This is a genomic window from Paenibacillus periandrae (genome assembly GCF_022458865.1).
GTDB lineage: Bacteria > Bacillota > Bacilli > Paenibacillales > NBRC-103111 > Paenibacillus_S > Paenibacillus_S periandrae.
Genome location: NZ_JAJNMU010000037.1, coordinates 1 through 25062, shown reverse-complemented (window position 1 = coordinate 25062; position 25062 = coordinate 1). Strand labels below are relative to the sequence as shown.

Sequence of the window (25062 nt, the reverse complement as noted above, 5' to 3'; positions counted from 1 at the left end):
ATTTTGAAGGAAATTTTTTTAAAGTAGTAATGTAAGCGTTTCATAAAAAAGAGCAGCCAAGAGTCAGAAAAACCATGAGAGGAGGTGATGTTATAGAGGCAACTTCGTATGATTTTCCAGAGAAAAATGAAAGCGTTTTACCCTGTGCAGTAATGCTTAGGCCATAGTTGATTGAGAGGGAGGAAGTAATGTTGACGATGAAATTATTTAAGAAAATGCTCTGCTTGGCGCTCTCCGTGCTAATCCTGCTTTCCGGCACAATGGGAATCACGATTCGTCAGGCAAGTGCCGCAGCGGCAGATCAGACTGTCTATAATGTGAATATATCAAGTGTGGATCAACAGTCAGTCAAAGGCTGGGGGGTGTTTCCGTCATGGAACCGCGCGGATTGGAACCGGAATTTTATCCCGGAGACGGGGGCACAGGATGCACTCTTCAACGATTTAGGCATCAGTATGTTTCGTGTAATGATCCCGGTCGTTGCGGGGGACGCGAATGGCAACGTGTATGACGACAAAATGAAGGAGATTTATGACCTCGTTCAAACTGGCGAGACGAGAGGAAAGCACGACTATATCGTCTCCGTATGGTCACCGCCGGTAGGCATGAAAACGATTGCAACTGTAAACGGCTGGACGGGTACGGAGCATGTAAGACTGCGTCCCGAGAAGGAGGATGCATTTACCGACTACTTGGTTAATGCGATCAATTGGCTGAAAAATAAAGGTGCATCTGTTCCTAAAGCCATCAGCTTCCAGAACGAACCGCTCTCGACGATTGTGAGCGAATGGTGTTATTGGGGCGATGACAATGGAGCCCAGTATCAACGCGTGGCCAAGCTTCTGCGGTCGAAACTGGATGCCGCAAGCTTGACAGGCGTTCAGATATTGGCTCCAGAGGGGGCTACCTATTCTGAAAACGAGCAACTGCTAGGTCAGAACTTCTCCGCATTGACGAACGATTCGGCTTTGAATAACGCGATCGGCGGGCTGGCGTCGCACAGCTACTACCTCAAAGGGTATGACACGACGAATGTGTACCAATCTTACTTAAACACGCTGAACAATGTGCCTGGCAGGGATCGCTGGCAAACCGAATACAGCACCTTGATCACAAATGTATCCGAAATGGATATGGCGATTAATGTCGCACGGCGGTTGTCAAGCGATATGGCATTTATCCAGAACAACTACTGGTTCTGGTGGCTGGGATTTGCAGCCGGCAGGCACCCGAAGGATGCGGGCGAAGTTTTGCTTGACGGAGACGGGGTAACTGTTACCAAATCCAAAGCATTCTACGTCCTGAGTAAAATTTTCAATAATGTTCCAGTCGGTTCGAAAGTGCGGCGTATGACGGCCGATGCCGCTTCCGGCTTGACGACAGACAATTCGGTCTGGATGGATGGCGTTGCCTTCGTGAACGGCACGAAAACGACCGCACTGCTCGTGAATCCAACGGACCAGGCCAAAACTGTCAATGTGAACGGCTTGACCGGACTGACCGCAAGTGTTTATCAACATACTGCGGTTATTCCGGTGGGGCAGGATATGAAACTTGCAGCAACTCGCAATATATTCGGAGGAACGGCATCCAGCGTTGTGCTGCCGCCCAAGAGTGTGTCGGTCATCGTCAGTTCCAACACGGATACAGCACCGCCGAAAGTTACGTTTGACCAATCCGGCAGTTCTTCCGTACTCGATGCCGATTATGCGGTAAGGGGCTCGCAGTTTACGGTGTCCGGGCATCTGGACGAACCCGGCACGCTGCAGATTAACGGGCAGCAGGTCACCGTGGCCAACGATCTGAGCTTCAGCACGACGATTACGCTGAATGTCGGCATCAATACGATAATGGCCGTAACTACGGATCAAGCAGGAAATCAAGGAAGCTCCGAGCCTTTAACGGTTCGATACGATCCGACCTATTTGGGCTTGAGTCTTGAGCAGAGTGGCCAAAACTTCGTCAAGCAGAGCGCTTATAGCGTTTCGGGCAGAACGAACGGGAGTGCAACTGTTCATGTCAAGCAGGAGTTTAATGGCGCAATCTTAGCCGACAACACCTACAGTGTCGGCGGGACAGGATCAGGCGGCCATACGGCGGGAGAATTGATGCAACCTTTGGCAAGCAATGGCTGGCCAGCACCAGGCTCTTCCGTGACTCCTGCACCAGGCGTAGTAGGTGCTGTTTACATGGGCGTTTTAGGGAGCTCTGGTGGCGGATTAACTGCCAACGCGCAAGGAGTTTGGGACAGTGCGACAATATTCCAGCCGGCTGAAGGCGCCAGCTCGCTGCGGCTGAAGATGGGCACATCATCGGTTGGTTTCGCCCGTCTCAACTTCGATTTCCTTAACAAATCGTCGCAAGGCATTACCCAGGATTTCACAGCTTATCGAACAACGGGAGCGCTTCAATTCTGGCTGAATGCTGCTATTGCCGAGAGCACTCTTTCCGCTGTGTTGGAATCAGACAATGGTACCAAGGTGGAAGCACGCTTGCCGCTTGCCAATTACATTACAGTGTCCGATTACATCAATAAATGGGCGCGTGTGACCATTCCTTTGGCGGACTTCGATGCTGCCGTGCACTATGCGCCGTCAACGGATATATCGGCATACAATCAAACCATTGCCACGCCAATGGATTGGAGCAAGATCAAAGGATTTGGATTCTCGAGCAAAGCGGCTGCTGTATATAGCGCCCGAGTGGACGACATCAAGCTTGTCTACGTGAGCGATTCAACATCGGCAACGGGTCCGCTTACCTTTAGCAGCAACTTGAACCTGCAGCTCGGTGACAACACGATCACGGTTACGGCCTCCAACTATGCTGGTGTGCAAGCGGTGCCACTTGTCAGTCACGTAATTTACGATCCCATTCCGCCGGTGATAACGGTACCTGCCTCAGGATCGACGACGACGACCAGCTATGTGCTGAAAGGAAGCGTCAGCGAGGCGGCAACCGTCACTGTAAACGGCACAGCGGTGACTCAACAGAGCGATAATTCGTTTACGGCCATCGTTCCGGTGGTCAAGGGGACTAATACGATTACAGTGGTGGCAACGGACCCTGCAGGAAACACGTCTACGGCTGTTGTGAGCGTAGATTGCAATCCGACACAGGACGGCGCCATTGTCTGGGGGGTTGCAGCCGGGAATAAAGCGGCTATTCCGCCAGTCATCGATGGAGATTTGTCGGAAGCCGGCTGGATTGTCAACAATGGAGTACGTCGAATTATCACAGGAACACCAGACAACAGCGTCTTCTTCGGGACGATGTGGGACGACAATCATCTCTACGTAGCAGTAAAAGTACTGGATTCTGTGCTGAAGAATGATTCGTCCCAAGCCTATCAGGACGATTCCGTCGAAATTTATATCGACGGCAACAATGACCGAACCACCACCTACGGTCCCGACGACCATCAAATTACGCTCGGCTGGCACGATGCACAGCTCGCCGTCGGCGGTGACATTCCCGGTATCCAGTATGCGCAAAAAGATATTGACGGTGGTTATACGGTGGAAATGGCGATCCCTTGGAGCGGTATTGGCATTCCGACTCCGAAGGCAGGCTCGGTCATCGGCTTCGACGTGGCAAACAACGATGATGACGGCCATAACAACGGCAACCGCGAGAGCCAGCTGATGTGGACAGGTGACAACAACAACTGGCAAAATACATCCAACTTCGGCGCGCTGTATCTGAATGATGGGAAAAATGTAACGGCTGCAGTGCAGCATGCTGGCGCCATTACGATCGATGGAGCGCTGACCGAATCCGATTGGCTGCTGCGCGGCCATGTGACCAAGGCGATTACCGGTACGCCGAACAACGTCGTCAGTTTCGCCACGTTAAGCGACGCGCAAAACTTGTATGTCGGCATACAGGTGCTGGATACCGTACTGAAGAACGATTCGACTCAAGCTTATCAGGACGATTCGGTTGAAATTTATCTCAATCCGGATAACAGTCGAAGCACTTCCTATGGTGTGAACGACCGTCAGATTACGATCCGTTGGCACGATACGCAGCTGCATGTCGTCGGGGGCGATATTCCCGGCATACAGTATGCACAGAAAGATATAGACGGCGGTTACACCGTTGAGATGGCGATTCCCTGGACGTCGCTCGACGTCACTCCGGCGCGGGATATTACGTTAGGGTTCGACATCGGCGTTAACAACGACGACGGGAACAACGGCGGCAACCGCGAAAGCCAGCTGATGTGGAACGGCACCGCAAACAACTGGAAGGACATGTCTCAGTTCGGACATCTGCTATTGCATAACCTGGGTATGTCTTTGCCGGTCGTTACTGTACCATTACCGGAAGGACTTACGGATTTCACGGATGATGCGCACGACTTTTCCAAGCTATATGCGAAAACGGCGAATATTGCCGTGATCACGACGCATCCGGAAAACTTCGCGAATGACGCGGCATCGTTCATTCATACGAACGATAACCCTAATCCTGCAGAGTACGTAATTTATAAATCGCCGGGCAACGACATTTACTCGTTCGACATTGCTTCCGGACTGTACTCGACTACACCACAGTTTACGTTCTATAGTTCCGCCGACGGTGTGAACTTTGCGCCGATCACGGTAAAATCAACGGTAACTGGCGGTGCAAATGGCTATTCCGTATGGAGCAACACGGCAAGCAATCTGCCGGCTGGGACCCAATTTCTGAAGGTAGTATTCCCCGGCAAACTCAACTGGCATGAACGTTTGCTGAATGTTACCTTTAAATATGTTGCTGTGAAGGTACAGCCCGAGGATTCGGTCAAGCTGCTATTTACGGATGACGCGGTCGATTTGTCAAAACTTTTTGACAAGTCCGCGAATATAATCAACATAACCGCCACCAGCGGCTTGGACAAATACGGTAACGATGCCACCCAGTTCCGGCATAAGAACGACGGCATCATGAGTCCGGAATATGTGATCTACAAATCGCCGAACAACGATATTTATTCATTCGATATTAACGCGTCGGCTTGGACCGGCCTTCCATCGACTGTCGGCTTTACGTTTTACGGTTCAACGGATGGAGTTAACTTCACGAAGCTTGCAGCCACACAGACGTTGCTTAGTTCTTCATCCGGCTTCAATACGCTCGATATCAAGGCCGATAGCGTAGCAAGAGGCTACCGTTATCTGAAAATCGTCTTCCCGTACGGGGACGCTTCTTGCGACAATTGGACGGTTACGATCAATAAAGTGACCTTCGTCTATGGCTCGGACGCTGTTCCGGTAACTGGCGTTGCCTTGGATCAAACGTCAATCGATCTGAATCCAGGTGTAACGACCCAATTGAATGCGACCGTATCGCCCGCAAATGCGACCAATCAGAAGGTAATGTGGAGACGATCAGAGCAATGAGCTTGAATCTCGACAGTTCCGCGCCTCAGGCTGATCTGACACAATCGGGCCACAGCGTCGGGGGATGTAGAGACCAACGCCCAATTTACCTTTGAACTCTCAAGCTCGGACAGCATGTCCGGCGTAGCCGAGCAAACCCTCAAGCTCGATGGCAACGCCATCGCGGCGGGCAGGCGATTACATCTGATAGCCTGGCGGTTGGTCCGCATACGATTACATATCGCATAACGGACATTGCCGGCAACGTGAACGAAGCCTCAATTCCGTTCCAGGTGAAGAATGCGCCTGTTGTTGACGCAAGCGCTCCGGGTATGCCAGTGCTTTCGTCGAACAGCGGGAATGCGAACGGGTTGAAAGACGGCAACTACACCGTTTCGATGAATACGTGGTGGGGTCAGAACGGCTCCCAATTTAAATTGTATGAGAACGGTGTTCTTGTGAACACGACGAACTTGACGAATGCATCCCCAGCTGCGCAAACCGCAGCGTGGACGGCAACGGGCAAAATCAACGGAACCTACACATACGTGGGTGAGTTGATCAATTCGGCAGGCAAGACGACAAGTCAGCCACTGGTGGTGAAGGTGACGGACGCAGCGCCTGGCAAGGCGGTATTGGCAGCGGATAATTGGGACGGAGACGGTAACTTTATGTTTCTATGAATCTGTGGTGGTGAACGAATACGACCGAGTATCGTCTGTATGAGAACGGCTTGCTCATTGACACCAAGAGCCTGACGGCGGCAACGCCTAACGCGCAATATGCTTCGACTTCGATCAGTGGAAAGCCTGTCGGCGTGTATGAGTACCGCTGCGAGCTTGTGAATGCCGCAGGCGCAACGTCCAGCGAAGTGCTGACGGCGACAGTGTCAAATTAAGTAAGTAGTATTGTTTCATATAAATATTTGACTATAAACAGAACCGCCGAAGTAATGACGGTTCTGTTTATATTTCTGGAATCATTAGAAACCTGACTTTTGGTGACTTTCATGTTTTGGCAGGTTAAGCGTGGGCTAAAGGGGCTATACTTGGACTGGCGGCATGTGAAGTCATAGAAGGCAGAAGGGAAGGTTATTGGATTCCTGATCAACAAGATTCTTTTGATTCTCCAGCAGCTTCCTTTCTACGATAACCATTTGGTGTATTATCGGTCATTCTACGGAATGTTTTGGCAAAGTGATGCATATCTGAGAAACCACAATAGGCAGATATCTCGTGCATCCCCATACTGGTTGTACGAAGAAGCGTCTGTGCATGTTGAATTCGCATGTTCAACAAATATTGGTGTGGTGACATGCCAAACGTTTGTTTGAACACGGTAGAGAAGCGTGATGGTGACAACTTAGCACGCTTGGCCATGTCCTCAATGGAAAGAGGATGTGATAAATTGAAGAAAAAGTAGGATGTAATCCAGTTTAATGATTGAGAAGGGTCTGATTTGTGGGAAGTAAATTCTTTCTGTTCCTTTAGCAAACTCAACATCAGATTGGCAAGATCTAAATTTGCTTCTAAACACTGCAACGTGCCGCCATCAGACCACATGCCGATGATCTTTAGCATCGTCTTCTTGAAGACATCCGGAAGGGTGGGCGAAAATTTAACCGGGACATAGATGGCCTTTAAATCGTTTAATTTGGGCTGAAGCAGATGGTAAAATGGGCTAAGATCAATTAGCCCGGCTGGGGACGGAAAGCTGTCAACCCGAGCCGGATTAAAGAAGAGGTCGAAGTGAATAAACGGCGTGATTGTATTTGTCACACCCTCTAATGAATGAAGGTCCCCAGGTTGCAGAAGACAGAATTCATCACGGTTAAAAAGGTGTGATGTTCCGTTAAGTTGAATTTTCAATGTACCCTCTTGGATATAAATAAGCAAATAGTCCAGGAGTCGTCGTTCGGATAATCTCCACGGTTCCCGGACAGCAAATCCAGCTTCTCGAATATATGGCATCAAGGGAGAGTCGCTTGTCAGTTCTTCGAAACTCTTCATCATCGATTTCATCTCCGTTACAAGAGCAGGATCTATGAGTCACCCTGTACGACTCGTGTTTTCAAAAATAACAAATAAAACTATAAAATTCAATATGAAAATGGGATCTGCGTGAATTTGCCCAGAAGATGATAAGCTGTTGCAGATAATGATTATAGATTCTCTTAATAAGCAGTGATTTACATTCTCTACCTGAAAGAAGGAATGAAATGATCATCGACATAAATGATGAAATACCTTTAGAGTGTTGATATAAATACTTCTTAGAAAAAATATAGCAGCTAGTGAGAAGTGATAGAGGGATAGTAATGCCATTCGATGTGGCACCTGTCTTTTTATAAATAACAAATTATGGAGGGTGAAAAGAAAGATGAAAAAGAAAGAGGGAGCAGGTAGCTGGAAAAAATGGATGTCGCTTGGTATTACAACAATCTCGGTTGCATCTTTAGTTTCCGCTTGTGGGGGAGAAACTGGGAAGGTAGAGAATGCCACAGCGACTTCAAATGTTGCAGCGCCGGATCAGCCGACTAAAATCAGCATGATAGCGCCGTTCTTTGCCGCACAACCACCAACAACGGATGATTCTAATGCTGCGTTCAAGGCGCTGCAGGAAAAGCTGCGCGTTAAACTGGATGTAACCTTCGTTCCCGGTGCGACCTACAACGATAAGATGAACGTAACACTCGCATCCGGCAATCTCCCCCAAGCGATGGTCGTAACAGATAATAAAAACTCGGCGATCATTAATGCGATTCGTTCTGGTGCCTTCTGGGAAGTCGGACCTTATATTAAAGATTTTCCGAACCTTCAAAAATATTGGAATGAACAGATTGCTAACAATATCTCGGTTGATGGGAAAGTTTATGGCATTTATCGTGAGCGCCCAGTCGCTCGAAAGGGCGTCATTTTCCGACAGGACTGGTTGGATAATTTAGGATTGCAGCAGCCGAAATCGGTGGATGATTTGTATAACATAGCGAAAGCGTTTACCCAGAATGATCCAGACAAAAATGGCAAAAACGATACGTACGGCCTAGTGCTTTCGGATGACAATCTGATAAATGATGCTATGTCCGTACTCGTAACAGGGCTTGGTGGCTTCAACCAATGGGGGATCAAAGATGGTAAAGTCACACCTGATTTCTTGACAACAGAGTATATGGATGTACTTAAGCTGCTGAAGAAGATGTATGACGAAAAATTAATTAATCAGGATTTCGGCGCGATCAAAGGGACCAAGCTCAAGGAAAACTTTAATCAGGGTAAAGCGGGTATGTTTTTAGCAAGTTCCAGTGACGCAAATACCCTTTCAGACTTGTTCAAGTTGAATCCTAATGCCAAGACAGACTTTGTAGTTGGACTGCAAGGGCCGAAAGGTGTTAAATTACCTGGTAATTCTGGCTATTATGGTGTGTTCATGTTCCCGAAATCTAGCGTTAAAACGGAAGCTGATTTGAAAAAAATATTGGCCTACTTCGATAATAGCCTGAATACTGACGTATATAAGCTATTTGACTTCGGTGTAGAAGGTGTACATTATAAGACCGAAAACGGTAATCCAATCTTCACGAACGAACAGTTATGGAAAGATCAGGTTGCCGATCTGGGGCAATTGCACATTAATCCTTCTGACTTGACTTGGCCGACAGAGAACGATGTGATGAAGAAAGTGAAGAAAATGTATAAGGAACAATTGCCGAACTCCGTGCAAAACGTTATAGAACCGTATTTGTCGCCAACGAAAGCAGAATTGGGGGCAGAGCTGGATAAGATCATCAATGATGCGCGAGTCAAATTTATTATGGGTGGAATTGACGAGGCAGGCTTCACCAAAGCAACAGATGAATGGCGTAATAAAGGCGGAAACAAAATTAGCGATGAACTCACTCAGGAATATACAAAATCACAGAAAAAGTAGCACAACTGCTGTGACGTAAGTTTAAGAGTGAAGCTTCACTTATTATAACTTTATCACAGAAAGCCTTAGAATTGACCTAAAATTCTAAGGCTCTTTTGAATATGCAGATTAATCATATTTTGTCACAATGGCGCTTCGTTATGTATAAAACGGTTTGCGTGACAACAGAAATTGAATGTACAAGGAAAGAAGATGAATACTGGAGTAAATACTCGTTGAAGCACCCACTTTATGAATATTTACAGTAATACGCATATGCACTTAAATATGTTGAAGTGGCGGAAATAGCCACACGTTTAAGTTACAGCCAAAAAATGACTTAGAAGGATGGAAAAGTTATGGATGCTAAATTGAATGATTTTGCTTTTGACCTTAGATCGAGTCTTGCTCCGTCTAATCACATTTGGGTCGGAAGCGGCAGAAGTACAGTCGCTCCACTTGTCAACACGGTCGCAGGGGTGAAAAGCCTATTTGCGCCGCCATTTGCCGCAAGAGATGTTGAGTTGATTCTAAATATTGAAGCTGACCAACATATCGTTCGAGATAACGGAAATCTTGGTAAAGGAGACTGCGGGCTCTTATTAGCAGGAAGTGAGTGGCGGCCGGATCGGATAACGCGAGGCGGAACATATCATTATTTTGTAGAGGATCGTCTCATCTCCTTGTATGTTACTAGTCGGCTTGTACCGCTTGTGGACAGACCTGGATTTCTGTTAAGCCTCTCCATTACTAATCGCTTGGAGCGAAGTATAGAGGTCTGTGTTCAGCCTGAATTAAGTCCGGGTCACCTCAGTTCTCAACCTTTGGACGATTGGGATTATGGTCATCCGCCACTAGGAGAAATCGCACATCAAATCGGTCAACATCAATGGGAAAATCAAGACGTAAGAATGGTTCTGCTACGAGAGGATTCTTTGCCTGTCTTACTAGAACCAGGTGAGGAACTGGTTTGCCGCATGGCTGTAGTCTTGATGAACAGTGGTGAGGAATGCGATGTTTCGGAAAGCTTGGCGATTTGGGAAAAGCGAACAGATCAGGTTTGGCAGGAACGGATCAGTCGGTTTTGCTCCTCCGTGCCACAGTTGAAAAGTGACATCCCCGGACTCGAAGACTATTACAAGCGCTCGATTGTCAGCGGTTTAATCTGCTTATGGGAACATCCCGATTTCGCTATGCAACCATTTCCTGCAGTGTCGGGCATAGAGGGAGCGGGGATTTGTTGCTACCCGTGGGATACCGGCGGTTATGCAGGTAAATTGCTCGCTATGATGATTGGCAGTGAGAAGATGTTGGAGCTAGCGCGCCTTATGGCGAATAGCGGCATAGAATCACATTCTCGCTTTTCGCCTAGCGGCGTTGGCAAGGACGTCCCCTACTCATATAGCCTTTGGTCATTCTTCAATTTAGTTTGGAGCAATATTGAACAACATGGTGAGGGGACCGAACTTTATGAGGTGTTGCGTAAATTGATATTGAGCGAAGAGAGCAGGCTGCCAGCCTGGGGTGAACTGCTCGATTATGGCACGCAACGTAATTTGTTGGAAATGCGCAGTGCCGCGCACGATCATGTCGTATCCAGTCCAAACGCAGAGCGTGCTTGGTGCTACGATCGGTTAGCAGATTTAGCTGAGCAGTTGGGTAAAGAAGAAGCCGCAGACTGGCGGGACAAGGCAGAACGTATCCGAAGTTCGATCCGAGAGCATCTGTGGGATGAGGAGTCTGGGTGGTTTATTTGCCGCTTTCCAAGTGGACACGTAGAGAAAGTGTACACCATCCAGGCCTACGATACGTTACGAATGGGAGTTTGCACGGATCAGATGAAAACTGCTCTGCTTTCTCATCTTCGTGATGGCGCTTTCCTCGCCCCTTACGGTGTAAGCAGCATATCAGCAGAAGATACGATTCATTATGAGCTGAACGATCCAGACTGGTCTGGCGGTGGTTGTTACACGGGTGAAGCGACAATGCTCGCACTAACACTCTGGGAGATCGGAGAACACAAGCTTGCCTGGGATGTGCTGAAACGATTGTTCTGGATGGGCAAGCACTTACCTTACTATCCGCAAGAACATTACTGTGACCGCCCAGCTGTCCCTGCGCACAAACGTGCAAATGTCATTGCAGGCCTCTCTGGCGCAGAAGCCATTTTATTTGGTCTAGCCGGGTTCAAGCCTGGAGCAAACGGAAACCTTGTTGTAAATCCGCAGCCGGTATCTGAGGGAAGTATGTCGATTACAGGTTATTCTTATCGTGGGCGAATGATCGATATTCATTTGAACCCAGGACATTGCAAGATTGTTTGTGACGGCGTTGTGGTTCACGAAGGTGAACCAACCCCTTGCATCATCTAGATGCATTCAGCAGAAAATGATTGCGACAGCCCCCATATTCCGGCTTTTATTGAGTTTCATCTGCGAGAAGCAACGAGATGATTATCGACGGAAACGCAGTCAGACAATTACAATTGCAATATACAAGCTGACGGAAAGGTGAGATGGACAGATGAACAAGATTTTGGCTCGGAACGGAGAGGGGCGTCAGGCTGTGTTGCCGAAAGTGAATGAACGGGGATATTATAAGCAGCTCCTTTCAGACTTAAAAAGAGAAAAGCTTCTATACGTCATGCTGATTCCCGGCATCCTGTTTTTTATATTGTTTAAATATTTACCCATGCTTGGTGTTGTAATCGCTTTTCAGGATTATCAGCCATTCGCAGGAATTCTGAATAGTCACTGGGTTGGGATGAAGCACTTTGAGCGCTTTTTCACAGATCCTTCATTTTGGATGCTGTTTAAAAATACGTTCCTCATGGCGGTGTACAACCTCCTTTTCTTCTTTCCGCTTCCAATTATACTGGCACTAATGTTAAATGAAGTTCGAGTGCAAGTTTTCAAGCGGTTTGTACAAACCGTGATTTATGTTCCGCACTTTATTTCCTGGGTTGTCGTAGCAAGCTTGTCTTATACGATGTTGACGACAGAAGGTGGGATTATTAATGAAGCGCTTGCTTCGCTTGGTGCAAACAAGATTAATTTTCTACTCAATCATGATTGGTTTCGTACAATTATTACATCACAGGTGATTTGGAAAGAAACGGGATGGGGGACCATCATTTTTCTAGCGGCTCTTGCGGGAGTTGACACACAGCTTTATGAGGCTGCTAAGATGGATGGTGCTAACCGATGGGATCAGCTCTGGAATGTTACGATTCCAGCTATTCGGACTACGATTGTTATCCTGCTCATTTTACGACTCGGCAGTTTTCTTGATACAGGTTTTGAGCAGATTTTTCTGATGTTGAATTCGGGAAATCGTGAAGTCGGGGAAGTATTTGATACGTATGTCTATACATCGGGGTTAATCAATGCGCAATTCAGTTATAGCACCGCGGTAGGGCTTTTCAAATCAGTGGTGAGTCTCATTCTTGTTATCTCTGCGAATACGCTGTCGAAAAAAATGGGTGAGGAAGGGGTATATTAAAATGAAAGAACATTCATTTGGAGGCAAAGTTTTCGATGTATTTAACCTAATCGTACTTTTCTTCGTAGGAATCGTGACTGTTCTTCCGTTCCTTTATGTGATTTCAGGTTCATTGGTTGGCTCGGAAGAGCTGCTCGTCAAAAAAATCGTGCTATTTCCAGAACATATTACATGGGAGGCGTACCGATTCATTTTTGATTCCAAAATCATCTATCGCAGTCTGCTCGGCACGATCTTCATTACCGTTGTCGGCACATTCATCAATTTGTTGCTTACCACGCTAATGGCTTACCCGTTGGCCAAAAAGACACTGCGTGGCCGAAGTAAATTGATGCTGATCATCGTGTTCACCATGTTGTTCAATGGCGGACTGATCCCAACTTACCTTGTGGTCAAGAGTATGGGAATGCTGGATACGTATTGGTCGTTATGGCTTCCCTCGGCAATCAGTGCCTTCAATTTAATTTTGCTGCGCAACTTTTTTCAGCAGCTGCCCGAAGGGCTGGAAGAATCGGCTAAAATAGACGGCTGCAACGATTTAAAGATTTTGTTCAGCATCGTTGTGCCGTTGTCGCTACCGGCTATGGCAACTTTTGGACTGTTCTATGCCGTTGGGCATTGGAATTCCTATTTCAATGCGGTAATATACATTAATAATGCCAACATGTGGCCGATTCAAGTCTGGCTCCGGCAAATCGTTCTGCTTTCATCTGGCGGCTTTACGGATGCCAGTTCCTTGACGGAAACTGTCGTTCCGCCAGAAAGTATCAAATATGCCGTAATCGTGGTTGCCGCGGTGCCCGTTTTGGTCTTATATCCATTCTTGCAGAAGCATTTTGCCAAAGGTGTACTGCTTGGCTCGGTAAAGGGATAGACGAGATTCAATAGTTGTATGACAGGTAATTACGGCATGAAAAAGGGTTGTCTGCATGACAGACGAAGTCCCGCTCATGTCGTTGTTGCCTTTGACTATTTGATTCCACGAGCGATAGGTTGCTACACAAAATACAGTGTTTGCCAAAGCACGATCACGGAGGCTTAATTCATGAAATTGCATGTATCGTCTTTTATGTCAAAACTCATATGGTTTGGATTACTGCTCGGAACATTCCCTGTCATCGTTCTGGGCATTTTTTCCTATTATACGGCGTCTAGCACTTTGCAGACCAAAATGTATGAAAGCAATCAGCAGATGCTGCAGCAAACCGAGTTGCGAATTGAGCAACTGCTACGATTGATTGACTATTCTGCCATACAGTATATGAACCAGCCTAGAGTTATTACTGCGTTGCGAGAAAACATGCAAAGCGATGCCAGTAGCGTTAGATCGGTACATGATTTGATTGATGGGATGAATACGCTGTTAAGTAGTGAACTTGGTGCGATGAACATGGAGTTAATTAGTCTGACAAATAAGTGGTCGGTTAGTGATACCGGATTGACTACACTTTCCGATAGTGAAATGAGAGAATTCGATCATTTGGTAAACGACCCGAGAACTTCATTTTGGATAGCTTCACCTTCCGCCATGATGTTGGTCAAAAAGATTCCGGCCTTCTCCTCCAACCCCACTGGACTAATTATTTTGTCCATCCCACAGTACGAGATCAACAAATTGATTACTCGCGATAAGAAGAGTCATGTTTTAGTTATGAATGATACAAGATTCGTGTTTGCCGGTAATGATGCTACGGTTTTGGGAAAACAATTCGATGTTTTACCTTATGGCGGCAAATTGATTTCTGCCACTGATGCTCAAGGCTACTACAGTACTCGTACGTCGAAAGAGCGCGTAGGGATTAGTTACCTCAAATCGGCTTACAACGGGTGGATCTATGTATCCATTATTTCCATTGATGAGCTGAATAAAGAATATCAGGATATCGGTTGGTTCACGATTATTATATGCTTATCCATTCTGGCCGTTGCTTTGCTTATTTCGTATCTGGGTTCAAGGAAAATGTACAAGCCAATACGGAGGTTGTACGAAGCTGTACGAAGTTCGCCGGAATTCGACGGTCTGGAAGTTACGAAAGATGAATTCGAATTTATGAATGAGCGATTCCGGGGGCTTCTTCAGCAAGAGCACCAACTTTTACAAGAAATGCAGGGGCAATCCTATCAAATAAAAGAATATTTCGTTTTTAAGCTTTTCCAGAGTGATACGGACAAGGCAGAAATCCATGATAAGTTAGAGTTGTTTGAACACCCACTCCGATGGAAAGACATGAGCGTCATGTCGATACAAATCGATACGCTTGCAGGCACGAGATTTCAGGAGCAGGACCGGGATTTGCTCATGTTTGCCTTGAATAATATGGTTTCAGAACTCATTGATAAAGAATATCGCCTGCTCCCTGTTGTAATGGGGGAATCGCAAGTGACCTTGATTGGCAGCTCAGTGTCGGAATCCCATCAGTTTAAAGCGTTCCTTGATGCAAAGGCCCAACACATTATGAGTATGGTTAAACAATATCTTGAGCTCAAAATCAGTATCGGCTTCAGCAGAGTCTTTAATGATGTAAAGGATATACGGATTGCCTACAAGGAATCATTGTCTGCCTTGAATTATCGGATGAAGCTGGGCGAAGAATCGATTCTATTCATTGAAGAAGTACAACCGGACCAAGAGGTTCCGCAAAATTATCCTGACGTGCTTGAACAGCAACTCCTTGATGCACTCAAAGTGGCAGACCGGGAACAGACTTCCAAGTTGCTTCCTCAAATTATTGCAACAATAGCTTCCGATGAACGGACGCATGAAGCCTATTTCATGTCCTTTATTCGTCTGTTGCTGCAAATTCTTCAAGCAATTAAAGATGCCGGAGTCAATCCGAACAGGTTGTATGTGGCGGAACAAGAATTATTTATTCAGTTGTTTAACTTAAAAACAGCCAAGCAAGTTGAACAGTGGTTTCAATATACTGTAGTGGCCCCAATCGTAGAGCATTTGGAACAGCGACGGAATGTGCAATACCAGAGTATTTCAGTGGAAATTATTCGGATGATTGAATCAGGATTCGACACCGACTTGACACTGGAGGTTTGTGCACGCCGCATGAACTACAGTCCTAACTATCTAACCAAAGTTTTTAGGAAAGAGACAGGTATCAATTTCAGTGAGTATTTATCTGAATATCGCATGAAGATGGCTAAGAAGTGGTTAGTGGAAACGGATATGAAAATATCGGAAATTGCTGAGAAGCTAAAATACAACACTTCGGCGAACTTTATTCGATATTTCCGTAAGCTGGAAGGTTGTACCCCGGGGCAGTATCGGGAAAATTATTTAAACAACTAAGCTATAGCTGGGATGGGAATTTTAAATATCGGTAAACGGAAGTGTAATGAATTACAAAAAGGCAACGCAAGACCAGTTTTCTAATCTTGGGCTGCTTTTTTTGTCTGCTTGTAACTTATAAAATGTATCCTAGAAATAATTTAGTGTCGGGTGACAAGAACTTGATCTCATTAATTGCCGCGTGAATCGCGTTTTTTTTTGTTATGGGATAAAGTTCTTGTCAAATTTCAATGACAAGAACTTTATCCCATTCCCGAAATTGACAAGAACATTATCTCATTCCCGACAGTGATTACATAACGTGGGTATTTATACGGGCCAAATCACTGCAATCAATCAATTGGACAAAGTATTTATCTGAACCAAGCAAAAGCATTATGACACAAGATGAACTTTATCGCATAGAGACCAAAGAGTGGTTGTCATTAAACTATCGGAGAACTTTAATGGAGCAATAGTCGCTCAACTGTTTTGGACCTAGATACTACACAAATTACTATCTTATTGTCATTAACATGTTAGTTTACGACTATTGAAATATATCCATGTTTATCAGAATATGGATAAAGGCAAATAAATACAGTGTCTATAGCTTAAGAAGGGGGCATATTGATGGGTTCAAGAATCATGCACTATTGTATTTCATCTCTATTGGCTGATAGGTTAGGTATTGAGAACAAGAACGAGTTTATGCTCGGGGGGATAGCACCTGATATACATGGGCTCATGGGTGTGGCAAAAGGAATAACACATTTTAAGGATATTGATGCAAGTGGAAAAAGTCGTATCAACTACTTTCGCTTTTATGATACTTACAAGGATACTATGAATAAACCCTTTTATCTTGGCTATTTATGTCACTTAATTTCGGATGTAGTTTGGTTGGAACTATATTTAAAAATCGTAGGATTCGCATCTCCTCAGCAATTGAAGGATAAAGCACTAGTCGCTTATCGTGATTTTGCAAGACTAAACGGAAGAATTACAAAACAATATTCTATGAAACTTCATCAGCATGTACTACCTACCGTGAATATTGACGGGTATAACAGCGAATACTTACCTGCCTTACTAGATTTGCTGAGAAAGGACTTTACAATTGATGAAGACCTTACGAATGAAACGCTGGAGCTGTTTAACAACAATAACTTTGAAATCATTGACTATATTAACAGGTCGGTTGACGAGAGTATGGTGTTTTTGTCCAATTTGCGATTAAGCTACGAGGAATATAGTTGAACAGAGCAGACTGCGGAGGTGGTCTGCTTTTTCATTAAAGTAAATATTTTTTCCTTATCTTATTTATATATAGGGAGAGTGAAGAGTTGGAAACTTGTTTTTTGTTAACCGGTAAAGCTCGAATAGGAAAATCAACAGCAATAAAGCGAATCATTCAACAAATTGGTCCCGAATATTTTGGTGGTTTTTACACTGAAGAAATACGTAACTCTACAAATCGTACTGGATTTAATTGCGTAACGCTTAATGGTGAGACTGTATGTATTGCAAGTGTTGATAGTGAAAGTTCGGTAAGAGTAGGGAGATATGGGGTTGATGTGGATGCTTTTGAAAATATTGCTTTAATGGCAGTGAGCCTATCGTTAAATACAAAGAAGATTACAGTTATTGACGAGATCGGTTTCATGCAAATGATATCCGCTCCATTTGAAGAAATGATCTATGAAGTTATTTCGAGCTCTAAACATATTATTTTAGGGACAATTTGTGTGGATAGCCATCCGAGTATTGACAAGATAAAGAAACGATCTGGGATAAGACTTTATCATCTGAGTGAAGAAAATCGTGAGTTGACAACAGAAATAATAGCAAGTGATATTCTTAAGTTTTGAAGTGAATAAATTCACCTGTATCGTGTGCTCAGTAGCATAACCACAGAATATGCTGCAATGGAGGTTTTTTATGGGTTCGCGGTTGATGCATTTAATAACTGGTGAGACGGTTGCTTCTAAGCCTAATATTATCAGAAACAAGAGAGAATTTTTAACGGCAGCCTCCATTACGTTAACGGTCAGGATACTTCGATCTAAAAGATCGGCTAAAAAATACAAGAGTAAGTCAACGATAATATCGTTACAATAAAAAATTATAAACCGATTGGAGATAAGATTATGAACCGTCTTTTGATCATGACAGTTGGAAAGACACATAGTGGAAAAACGACGTTTGCTAATAATTTAGAATCTATATTACAACAAGCTGTTGTGATAGATCAGGACAACCACGCAGAATTTATAAATAAACACTATAAGAAGCTACGACCGAAAGAAGGGCAGAATACTTTGAAATTCACCGTAACGAATGCAATTGTTGAGTATGCTACAGAGCAAAGTAATTTTGACCTCATCTTAAGTAATTCCAACCTAAATAAACCAGCTCGATCAAATGTCCTCAGGTATTTTTATGATAAAGGATTTAAAAGTATAATTGTCTATTTTGAATCACCAATTGAAGTTTTGAAAGAACGTATAGAACAATCACAGAGGAGTAAAGCTATCTTTCGAAGTGCGTCGAGCTTTATGGAAGTGTTAGAACGACAAGAAAAGTCGAAACTGGATGAACCAACCGAAGACGAAGTAGATCATTTATTTGTTATTAAGAATCAAGAGGAGATTACAGAAGTAATTCAAAAAATTAAAACAATCAGTAATATTGGCACTTCGCTCAGCTAACGCAGAACTATAGTGGAGGAGCTTGTTACGTGGCAGCTCCTCTTTTCCATTGAACCTTCCTGTAGGACCTAAGAAATGGTCTTTGTCAAAAAAGGAGCACAAGCGGAGCGTAGGAGACATTACGGCATTGGACGAAGCAAAACAAGATTTAGGTCGGCTAATCTCAGAATACGAACGTATTGTGGATGTGTTAGAGGTGATGCAGAAACAAATCCTGGCATTACTTAGCGAGATTCCTATGGCAAGTCAACTTCGATCCATTAAGGGGCTTGGTCCCATCTTTGTTGCAGCAATTTTGGCTGGTGCCGGTGACCTTAGACAGTATGCGCATGGACGTCAGTTATTGCGAAAGGCCGGTCTTAATCTGGCCGAAAGTATGTCGGGAAAACGGAAGGGGCAGATTGTTATATCGAAACGTGGAGATTCTACCTTACGTAAATATCTGTTTCTCGCAACCATACAGCTCATAGGAATCAATCCTGTCTTTCGAGAGCTACATGAGAAAAACATTAAAGTTAAGCATATGAAGAAGCAACAATCCGTATTTAAACGTCTAGGAAAAATGGCTCGAATCCTGATCAGCATCATTCAACGAGGAGAAACATTTTCGCCCGAAAAAGCAAGTCACGTCATTACTCAAGCTGCATAAGACATGGAATACCACATAGATTGACTCATTCGCAGGATTTAACAAAGAAAGCACGGAGAACCGAGTTCCTGCCCGAAAAGGGCTTAGACCCGTCCGCTAAACGCAATCGGTCTCCACACCTTGGATAGGTATGACGATGGAATGTAAGGGCCAAGACCCGTAGAGCCATGGGATGGTGAACATCCAAGGCATTTGTGGAGTTGGTGTGCAGTAGAGTGAGCCTGAGGGAAATGGTTTATACGTTCCTTCTGTTCCCGCATGCCCCAAAAATGAACCCAATGCTTATATAAGCTTGTTTTCCGAGTATTCGTCATTCCAATAGGTGCTAAAATCCTGCGAGTGAGTGAGCATACGTGAGAAAAACCCTTAAAACCGAGGGACGGGCAGGATTGCTTAACGAGCCATGCAATCGGCAGTACATTGAACAAAATTTTATAGCACACTTTTTGTATTGAAATAACACAAAATATGTGTTATTTTTTATGGATATATTTGGGGAGGTGTAACATTGGTCGACGACAAGACAAAAAGGTTTTCCGTTTATTTACCAGAGAAGGTGAAATCCGATTTAGAACAAATGGCATACGAAACTGGGCTTTCGATGACCCAACTAATCGTTATGGCTACTCACGGATTATTGTCCAATTACAAATCTAACGGAGGAAACATATTTGCAGACTTAGTAAATTCCAGACAAAAGAACTTATTTTCAGAGACGCTAAAGACATTAAGGTCGGAGAACTCAGTCATGCAAGAATACTATGGAGCCCGCGCTTTTGAGTATGAGAAGGTATATCATCGAGAAGACCCCGAGTATCAGCAAGAACTTTCTCTACTTACTACAATTTTGAAGACGGTAGTGAAAGACCGAAATGTTCTAGAAGTCGCTTGCGGGACTGGATATTGGACTCAAGTAGTATCTGAAGTTGCCCATCACATAGTGGGGTTAGATATTAGACCAGAAGTGATTCAAATTGCTCATGATAAAGGCTTACCGCGTACCAAAGTCGATTTTATTGTCGGGGATGCATACAATTTGGGGCAACTGGAAAACGATTTTGATTTTGGGCTTGCAAACTTCTGGTTTTCGCATATTCCGAAAAACAAAATTGAGGATTTCTTGACTGGGTTTCATAATAAACTGCAACCTGGTGCAAAGGTTTTTATGGCGGACAATGTCTATGTAGAGGGCAGGGGCGGAGAGCTCATAACCAAAGATAACAGTGAGGATACATATAAAATAAGAGAACTGGCCGATGGTTCTAAATACGAAATTCTTAAGAATTACTATACCTACAATGAACTGTTTGAGTTTTTCGAACCCATTACAGAAGAATTAAAAATCTTCTGTGGTAAAAGCTTTTGGTATGTACACTACACTGTCAAGTCGTTGAACTAACGGAAACGATAGCTGAATAAAGGGTATTTGTTCGCAAGAAAGGGGGAAGTGGTAAAATAGGGCTTTTCTGTCTGTTTGATGCGTTAACGCGGTTTTTGTAGACACCGCGGGTAACATCCTCACAAAATATAGGGATTTGTACATATGTACTAACCTAGGCGTTGAACGGGTTATCTTCAATGACGGATTTCTGATATCGGCACTGAACCGGTGCCATTTTATTTTTTTTGAATATTCCTTTACAGATATATTCCTTTTGCGGTATATTTAATTCAACCAAAAGTTGACCCATAGTGATGAAGGAGGATGGGCCGATAAGAAGACACTGATTACATGAGGTGAGCATCATGTCAGGGAAGAACCCAGGCATGGATATGACGACATTAAGCGCTTTGGCCGAACCGAATCGCATGCATATCGTTGAACTCCTGCGCGACGGTCCCCTGACCGTTGGGGAAATCGCCGACCGGTTGGGACTGCGGCAGCCCCAAGCCTCGAAGCATCTAAAGGTGCTTAGCGACAACGGGATTGTGGAAGTGCAGGCCGAGGCCAACCGCCGAATTTACAAGCTGCGGCCCGAGCCCTTCCAAGCGCTGGATTCTTGGGTGAAGTCCTTCCAGCGCGTCATGAAAGAAAGATTCGACAATCTGGACGAATACTTGCGAGATCTGCAAAACAAGAATCATTCATAGATCATTCAAATTGATAGTGGGAGGAATTACAATGTCCAACAACGAAATGCTTTCGAGGGTAGAGAATGATCGGGTGCTGGTGCTGGAGCGCGTCTTCGATGCACCGCGCGATCTCGTTTTCAAGATGTTCAAAGAGCCGGACCATCTGAAACGCTGGTGGGGGCCAAGAGGCTGGGATCTTCCGATTTGCAATCTCGATTTCCAGGTGGGCGGCGTTTGGCACTTCTGCATGAAGTGCGTCGATGAGAACCAAGGTCAATTTTTCGGCATGGAATCTTGGGGCAAAGCGGTTTATAAGGAAATCGTTGAGCCGGAGAAGATCGTCTTAGTCGATTCCTTCTCGGATGCCGAAGGCAATACGAATGAGTCCATGCCCTCGACCGAGGTCACGCTGGAATTCATCGATCTGGGCGGCAAAACGAAGCTGGTCAACCGTGCTGAATATGTGTCGGCGGAGGCCCTCGAGACCGTCATGGATATGGGCATGCTGCAAGGCGTCACCGAAACGTGGGACCGTCTGGAAGAGCGTCTGAATGAGGTCAAGTAAAGGAGATAGGGGAACGGCCGACTGGCTTTGAGAGCCGGCGGCCGTTTTATATTGGCGTTTTATTTGACCAGCTGATTCTCCTGTTCTATCTGGGGGGGAACGATGCCGGAGAACGGTACTTATCGACAGCACTATATCCTGAAAGTTAAATTTCTCATACCTACTAAAAGGAAGAGGCTGCCGGAATTGAACTGCAGCCTATTGAAGTAACGGATACGTTAGCACAATAACACCAGGACGAGGCTGCCAACACGATCGGCAGCCCCCATTACGTTAACGGGAGGATAGTGGAGTGATCGCCGCCTTTGTAAGTGGGTATTGTAAGGCTCGATAGTGCATAACTGAAGATGATTATAATTATTCATTACCATACGAAGTATCAATAAGATAATAAAATATAAAATACTACTGTTGAACTTTTGGGGTAGTTAATAATAAGTGGTGGTGATTTGTGGTTTGAGTGAAATTGAAATCCGTAGATTTACAAAGGACGATTTGCAGCAAACCGGCGAGTTGTACCTTGCCGTTTCATCTAAAGGTAACGCTGTTTTCTGGTGGGTTGGAGAAGAAGATAATTGGTCAAATGTATTCATTGCGGTTGAGGGAAAACAAATTATAGCTAAGGGGCAAGTTAGTGTTATTTCTATGATACCGCTAGGCAGCCCAAAAGAACACAAGCACCATATTTATTTCAATTTGAAGACCCTTCCGGAAAGAGAAGAAGACTATCGTATCTATGATCTTCTCTATGAGCAATTGTTATATAGGGCATACAAGTTGAAAGAAACATTACCTAATGAATATCAAACGATGATTGGCATTGGGAACCAATCCACTGAAGAGCAAAACAACAACTATTTCAAATTAAAAGGGTTCGAATACTGGAAGAGTTTATATACGATGCGTAGAAACTTATCCGAGCCGAATGAACACTCGGTTCTTACTGCACCCTACCGTTGTATGCAGTGGGACATGGCTTCGGAGGAGAGCGTAAATGAATATTTAAAAATCGATATGGAGATTTGGCCGGAGGCACCAATTGGGCTCAAGCGGTTAAAAGAGAACCAGAAACATTCTGAGTGGACTGCTTTTGTTGTAAGGGAGAATGCTACCTTAGTAGGAAGCGTTATGACTTGGATAGATGAAGATGGAGATGGAATCATTGAAGATGTATTTGTCAGAGCACCTTGGCGGAAACAAGGAATTGCAAAGCATTTACTCTCTCATGCGCTCACCTATCTCAAAGATCATGGATGCGCGTTCGCAGAACTACAAGTTGAGACGGCCAATAAATCCGCGCTATCTTTATATCACTCGGTTGGCTTCAAAGAAGTATCGGAAGAAGTGCGGTATCTTCGAGAGCTATAAATCGTTCAACTACCATGAAAATTCATCTCGCAGTAACATCTAAAAAAGACAAAACTAAAGAGAGGCGCCGTTCTTTAATTTTTTTAAGGTGCAGCACCAGTGTTAATTAATTTATCTGTATTCTGTAGACGTGAATCAAGAAACCTCAGATATTGAAACCAATCTTTCTCTTATAAATCACCAGTAACGGGAAACGATAATTGAACGTACCAAGGGAGCAGACAGTTGCTACAACTGCTCTCTTTCTGCATTGAAGTAACGAGTAGATTTTTTCAACATTACAGGATTTTTGGATCTGATATCGAACTTCTTCTCTAGGCTTTCAGGGGTCGCGGATTTTAGATGGATGAATTAGATGATGGAAACAAGCATAAGATCAACTCGGAGTATAGGAGCAACAATAATACAAAATAGGAAGTGAACTATTTGAACAATGATGTAATCATTAGAACAATATTACCGGAAGAATTGCCACAATTATTAGATTTATACAAGCACTTAAATAAAGACGACCCTAAGTTAGATCATAATGAAATTGCCCCGCTATGGGAGCAGATTTATACTAATCCCAATATGTACTACATTGTTGCTGAAAAGGACGGTCTTTTAGTTGCATCTTGTGTTCTTGTAGTTATATTAAATTTGACACGAAATGCACGTCCCTATGGCTTAGTCGAGAATGTCGTCACTCATAATGGACATAGACGCAAAGGATACGGAAAAAGGGTACTGCATAAAGCTTTAGAATTTGCAAAAGACCGAAACTGTTATAAAGTAATGCTTCAAACAGGATCCAAAGAAGAAGAAACTCTTCAATTTTATGAAAAAGCTGGGTTTAAGAAGGGTGTGAAAACTGGATTTATTGCTATACTTTAATGCTTTTTTCGTTAACGAAGAACTATAGCTCAATAAACAACAAGTGAAGGCTGCAAAAATCAATTGATCGGCAGCCTTCTCAGCTAACTGGCAGTTTAATCCCAATATGTGGTACTATATTGTAAAAAAGCTGAAGGAGCGTTTAGTCATGAAGGTTGTGAACGCAACAAAAGATGACTTGAACGGATGGTTAGAACTAGCTTCTGAAGTCGAATATCTTTTTGGTCCGATGGTAGATGACCCAATGTTTTTTCAGGCACTAGAGAAAAATATAAATCAACAATCTGCGTTTTGCGTGCGGGAAAAAGATGGGTTACCAGGTTCTCGCTTACTCGGCGGAGTATTATTTTCTTCATCAAAAGCCCCAAGCTACAAGATTGGATGGCTATCAGTTTCATCTCATGCGAGAAACAAAGGAATCGCAGCAGCGCTGCTCAGACATGTCTTGAAACTTGTGGAGGTTCCAGCAGAAGTATCAGTTATTACATTTGGTGAAGATACACCAGATGGTCAACCAGCGAGAAAACTCTATCAGAAATTTGGATTTGTTCCCTTAGCGGAAATGATTCCAAACGGTCCAGAAGGAGGGAAACGTCAAAAATTCAAGTTGCTTATAACTTAGCATGATTCAGCTAACGAGGAAGTACGACAAGTTCTGCTATAAGCACCACATAGTGCGAAAAGCAGGAGATTACACGAGTAATCTCAACTTTACGACCGAGGATGGGAATGACGGAACCAAGTATCCTGAAACCATCCCGCCAATA

At 44.4% G+C, this 25062-nt stretch carries 18 protein-coding genes; 17 read left to right on the top strand and 1 reads right to left on the bottom strand.

Translation table 11 applies throughout. The annotated features are described in order from the left end of the window. Positions 1 to 197 precede the first annotated feature (197 nt). Positions 198 to 5387, top strand: a complete 5190-nt coding sequence (locus tag LRL21_RS39835) for a sugar-binding protein (protein ID WP_240421353.1) — start codon at positions 198 to 200, stop codon at positions 5385 to 5387. A gap of 245 nt (positions 5388 to 5632) precedes the next feature. Beyond that, entirely contained in the window at positions 5633 to 6049 is a 417-nt protein-coding gene (locus LRL21_RS46535; RefSeq protein WP_338044748.1) for a chitinase N-terminal domain-containing protein, read from the top strand. 423 nt (positions 6050 to 6472) lie between these two features. Here LRL21_RS46535 and LRL21_RS39825 read toward each other — a convergent pair whose 3' ends face one another. Next, on the bottom strand, positions 6473 to 7378 hold the full coding sequence (locus LRL21_RS39825) for a helix-turn-helix domain-containing protein (RefSeq protein ID WP_240421352.1): 906 nt from the start codon (positions 7376 to 7378) through the stop codon (positions 6473 to 6475). Between the two features lie 367 nt (positions 7379 to 7745). On the opposite strand from LRL21_RS39825, the gene LRL21_RS39820 reads away from it, so the two are divergent. The 15 genes from LRL21_RS39820 (at position 7746) to LRL21_RS39750 (ending at position 24917) form a co-directional block, all read left to right on the top strand. Continuing rightward, on the top strand, positions 7746 to 9293 hold the full coding sequence (locus LRL21_RS39820; RefSeq protein ID WP_240421351.1) for an extracellular solute-binding protein: 1548 nt from the start codon (positions 7746 to 7748) through the stop codon (positions 9291 to 9293). Positions 9294 to 9631: 338 nt separating this feature from the next. After that, positions 9632 to 11644: an MGH1-like glycoside hydrolase domain-containing protein gene (locus tag LRL21_RS39815; protein WP_240421350.1), complete on the top strand. Its 2013-nt coding sequence runs from the start codon at positions 9632 to 9634 to the stop codon at positions 11642 to 11644. A 271-nt stretch (positions 11645 to 11915) separates the two neighbouring features. Further along, the gene (locus LRL21_RS39810) at positions 11916 to 12773 is read left to right on the top strand and encodes an ABC transporter permease (RefSeq protein WP_420832557.1); all 858 of its coding nucleotides are present in this window, start codon (positions 11916 to 11918) and stop codon (positions 12771 to 12773) included. A 1-nt stretch (position 12774) separates the two neighbouring features. Continuing rightward, positions 12775 to 13647, top strand: coding sequence for a carbohydrate ABC transporter permease (locus tag LRL21_RS39805; protein WP_240421348.1), 873 nt, complete (start codon positions 12775 to 12777; stop codon positions 13645 to 13647). A gap of 171 nt (positions 13648 to 13818) precedes the next feature. After that, positions 13819 to 16074 (top strand): helix-turn-helix domain-containing protein, encoded by a 2256-nt coding sequence (locus LRL21_RS39800; protein WP_240421347.1) that lies wholly within the window; start codon positions 13819 to 13821, stop codon positions 16072 to 16074. Between the two features lie 612 nt (positions 16075 to 16686). Next, positions 16687 to 17313, top strand: coding sequence for a zinc dependent phospholipase C family protein (locus tag LRL21_RS39795; protein WP_240421346.1), 627 nt, complete (start codon positions 16687 to 16689; stop codon positions 17311 to 17313). Between the two features lie 86 nt (positions 17314 to 17399). Then, positions 17400 to 17924, top strand: a complete 525-nt coding sequence (locus LRL21_RS39790; RefSeq protein WP_240421345.1) for a nucleoside-triphosphatase — start codon at positions 17400 to 17402, stop codon at positions 17922 to 17924. Positions 17925 to 18203: 279 nt separating this feature from the next. After that, the gene (locus LRL21_RS39785) at positions 18204 to 18764 is read left to right on the top strand and encodes an ATP-binding protein (RefSeq protein WP_240421344.1); all 561 of its coding nucleotides are present in this window, start codon (positions 18204 to 18206) and stop codon (positions 18762 to 18764) included. Between the two features lie 127 nt (positions 18765 to 18891). After that, on the top strand, positions 18892 to 19413 hold the full coding sequence (locus LRL21_RS39780) for a transposase (protein ID WP_240421343.1): 522 nt from the start codon (positions 18892 to 18894) through the stop codon (positions 19411 to 19413). 508 nt (positions 19414 to 19921) lie between these two features. Next, positions 19922 to 20812 (top strand): methyltransferase domain-containing protein, encoded by an 891-nt coding sequence (locus LRL21_RS39775; RefSeq protein ID WP_240421342.1) that lies wholly within the window; start codon positions 19922 to 19924, stop codon positions 20810 to 20812. A 347-nt stretch (positions 20813 to 21159) separates the two neighbouring features. After that, entirely contained in the window at positions 21160 to 21504 is a 345-nt protein-coding gene (locus LRL21_RS39770; protein WP_240421341.1) for an ArsR/SmtB family transcription factor, read from the top strand. A 31-nt stretch (positions 21505 to 21535) separates the two neighbouring features. Continuing rightward, the gene (locus LRL21_RS39765; RefSeq protein ID WP_240421340.1) at positions 21536 to 22051 is read left to right on the top strand and encodes an SRPBCC domain-containing protein; all 516 of its coding nucleotides are present in this window, start codon (positions 21536 to 21538) and stop codon (positions 22049 to 22051) included. Positions 22052 to 22507: 456 nt separating this feature from the next. Further along, positions 22508 to 23419, top strand: a complete 912-nt coding sequence (locus LRL21_RS39760) for a GNAT family N-acetyltransferase (RefSeq protein ID WP_240421339.1) — start codon at positions 22508 to 22510, stop codon at positions 23417 to 23419. A 417-nt stretch (positions 23420 to 23836) separates the two neighbouring features. After that, positions 23837 to 24295: a GNAT family N-acetyltransferase gene (locus LRL21_RS39755; RefSeq protein ID WP_338044747.1), complete on the top strand. Its 459-nt coding sequence runs from the start codon at positions 23837 to 23839 to the stop codon at positions 24293 to 24295. 148 nt (positions 24296 to 24443) lie between these two features. Continuing rightward, positions 24444 to 24917 (top strand): GNAT family N-acetyltransferase, encoded by a 474-nt coding sequence (locus tag LRL21_RS39750; protein ID WP_240421337.1) that lies wholly within the window; start codon positions 24444 to 24446, stop codon positions 24915 to 24917. The last annotated feature ends 145 nt before the right edge of the window (positions 24918 to 25062 follow it).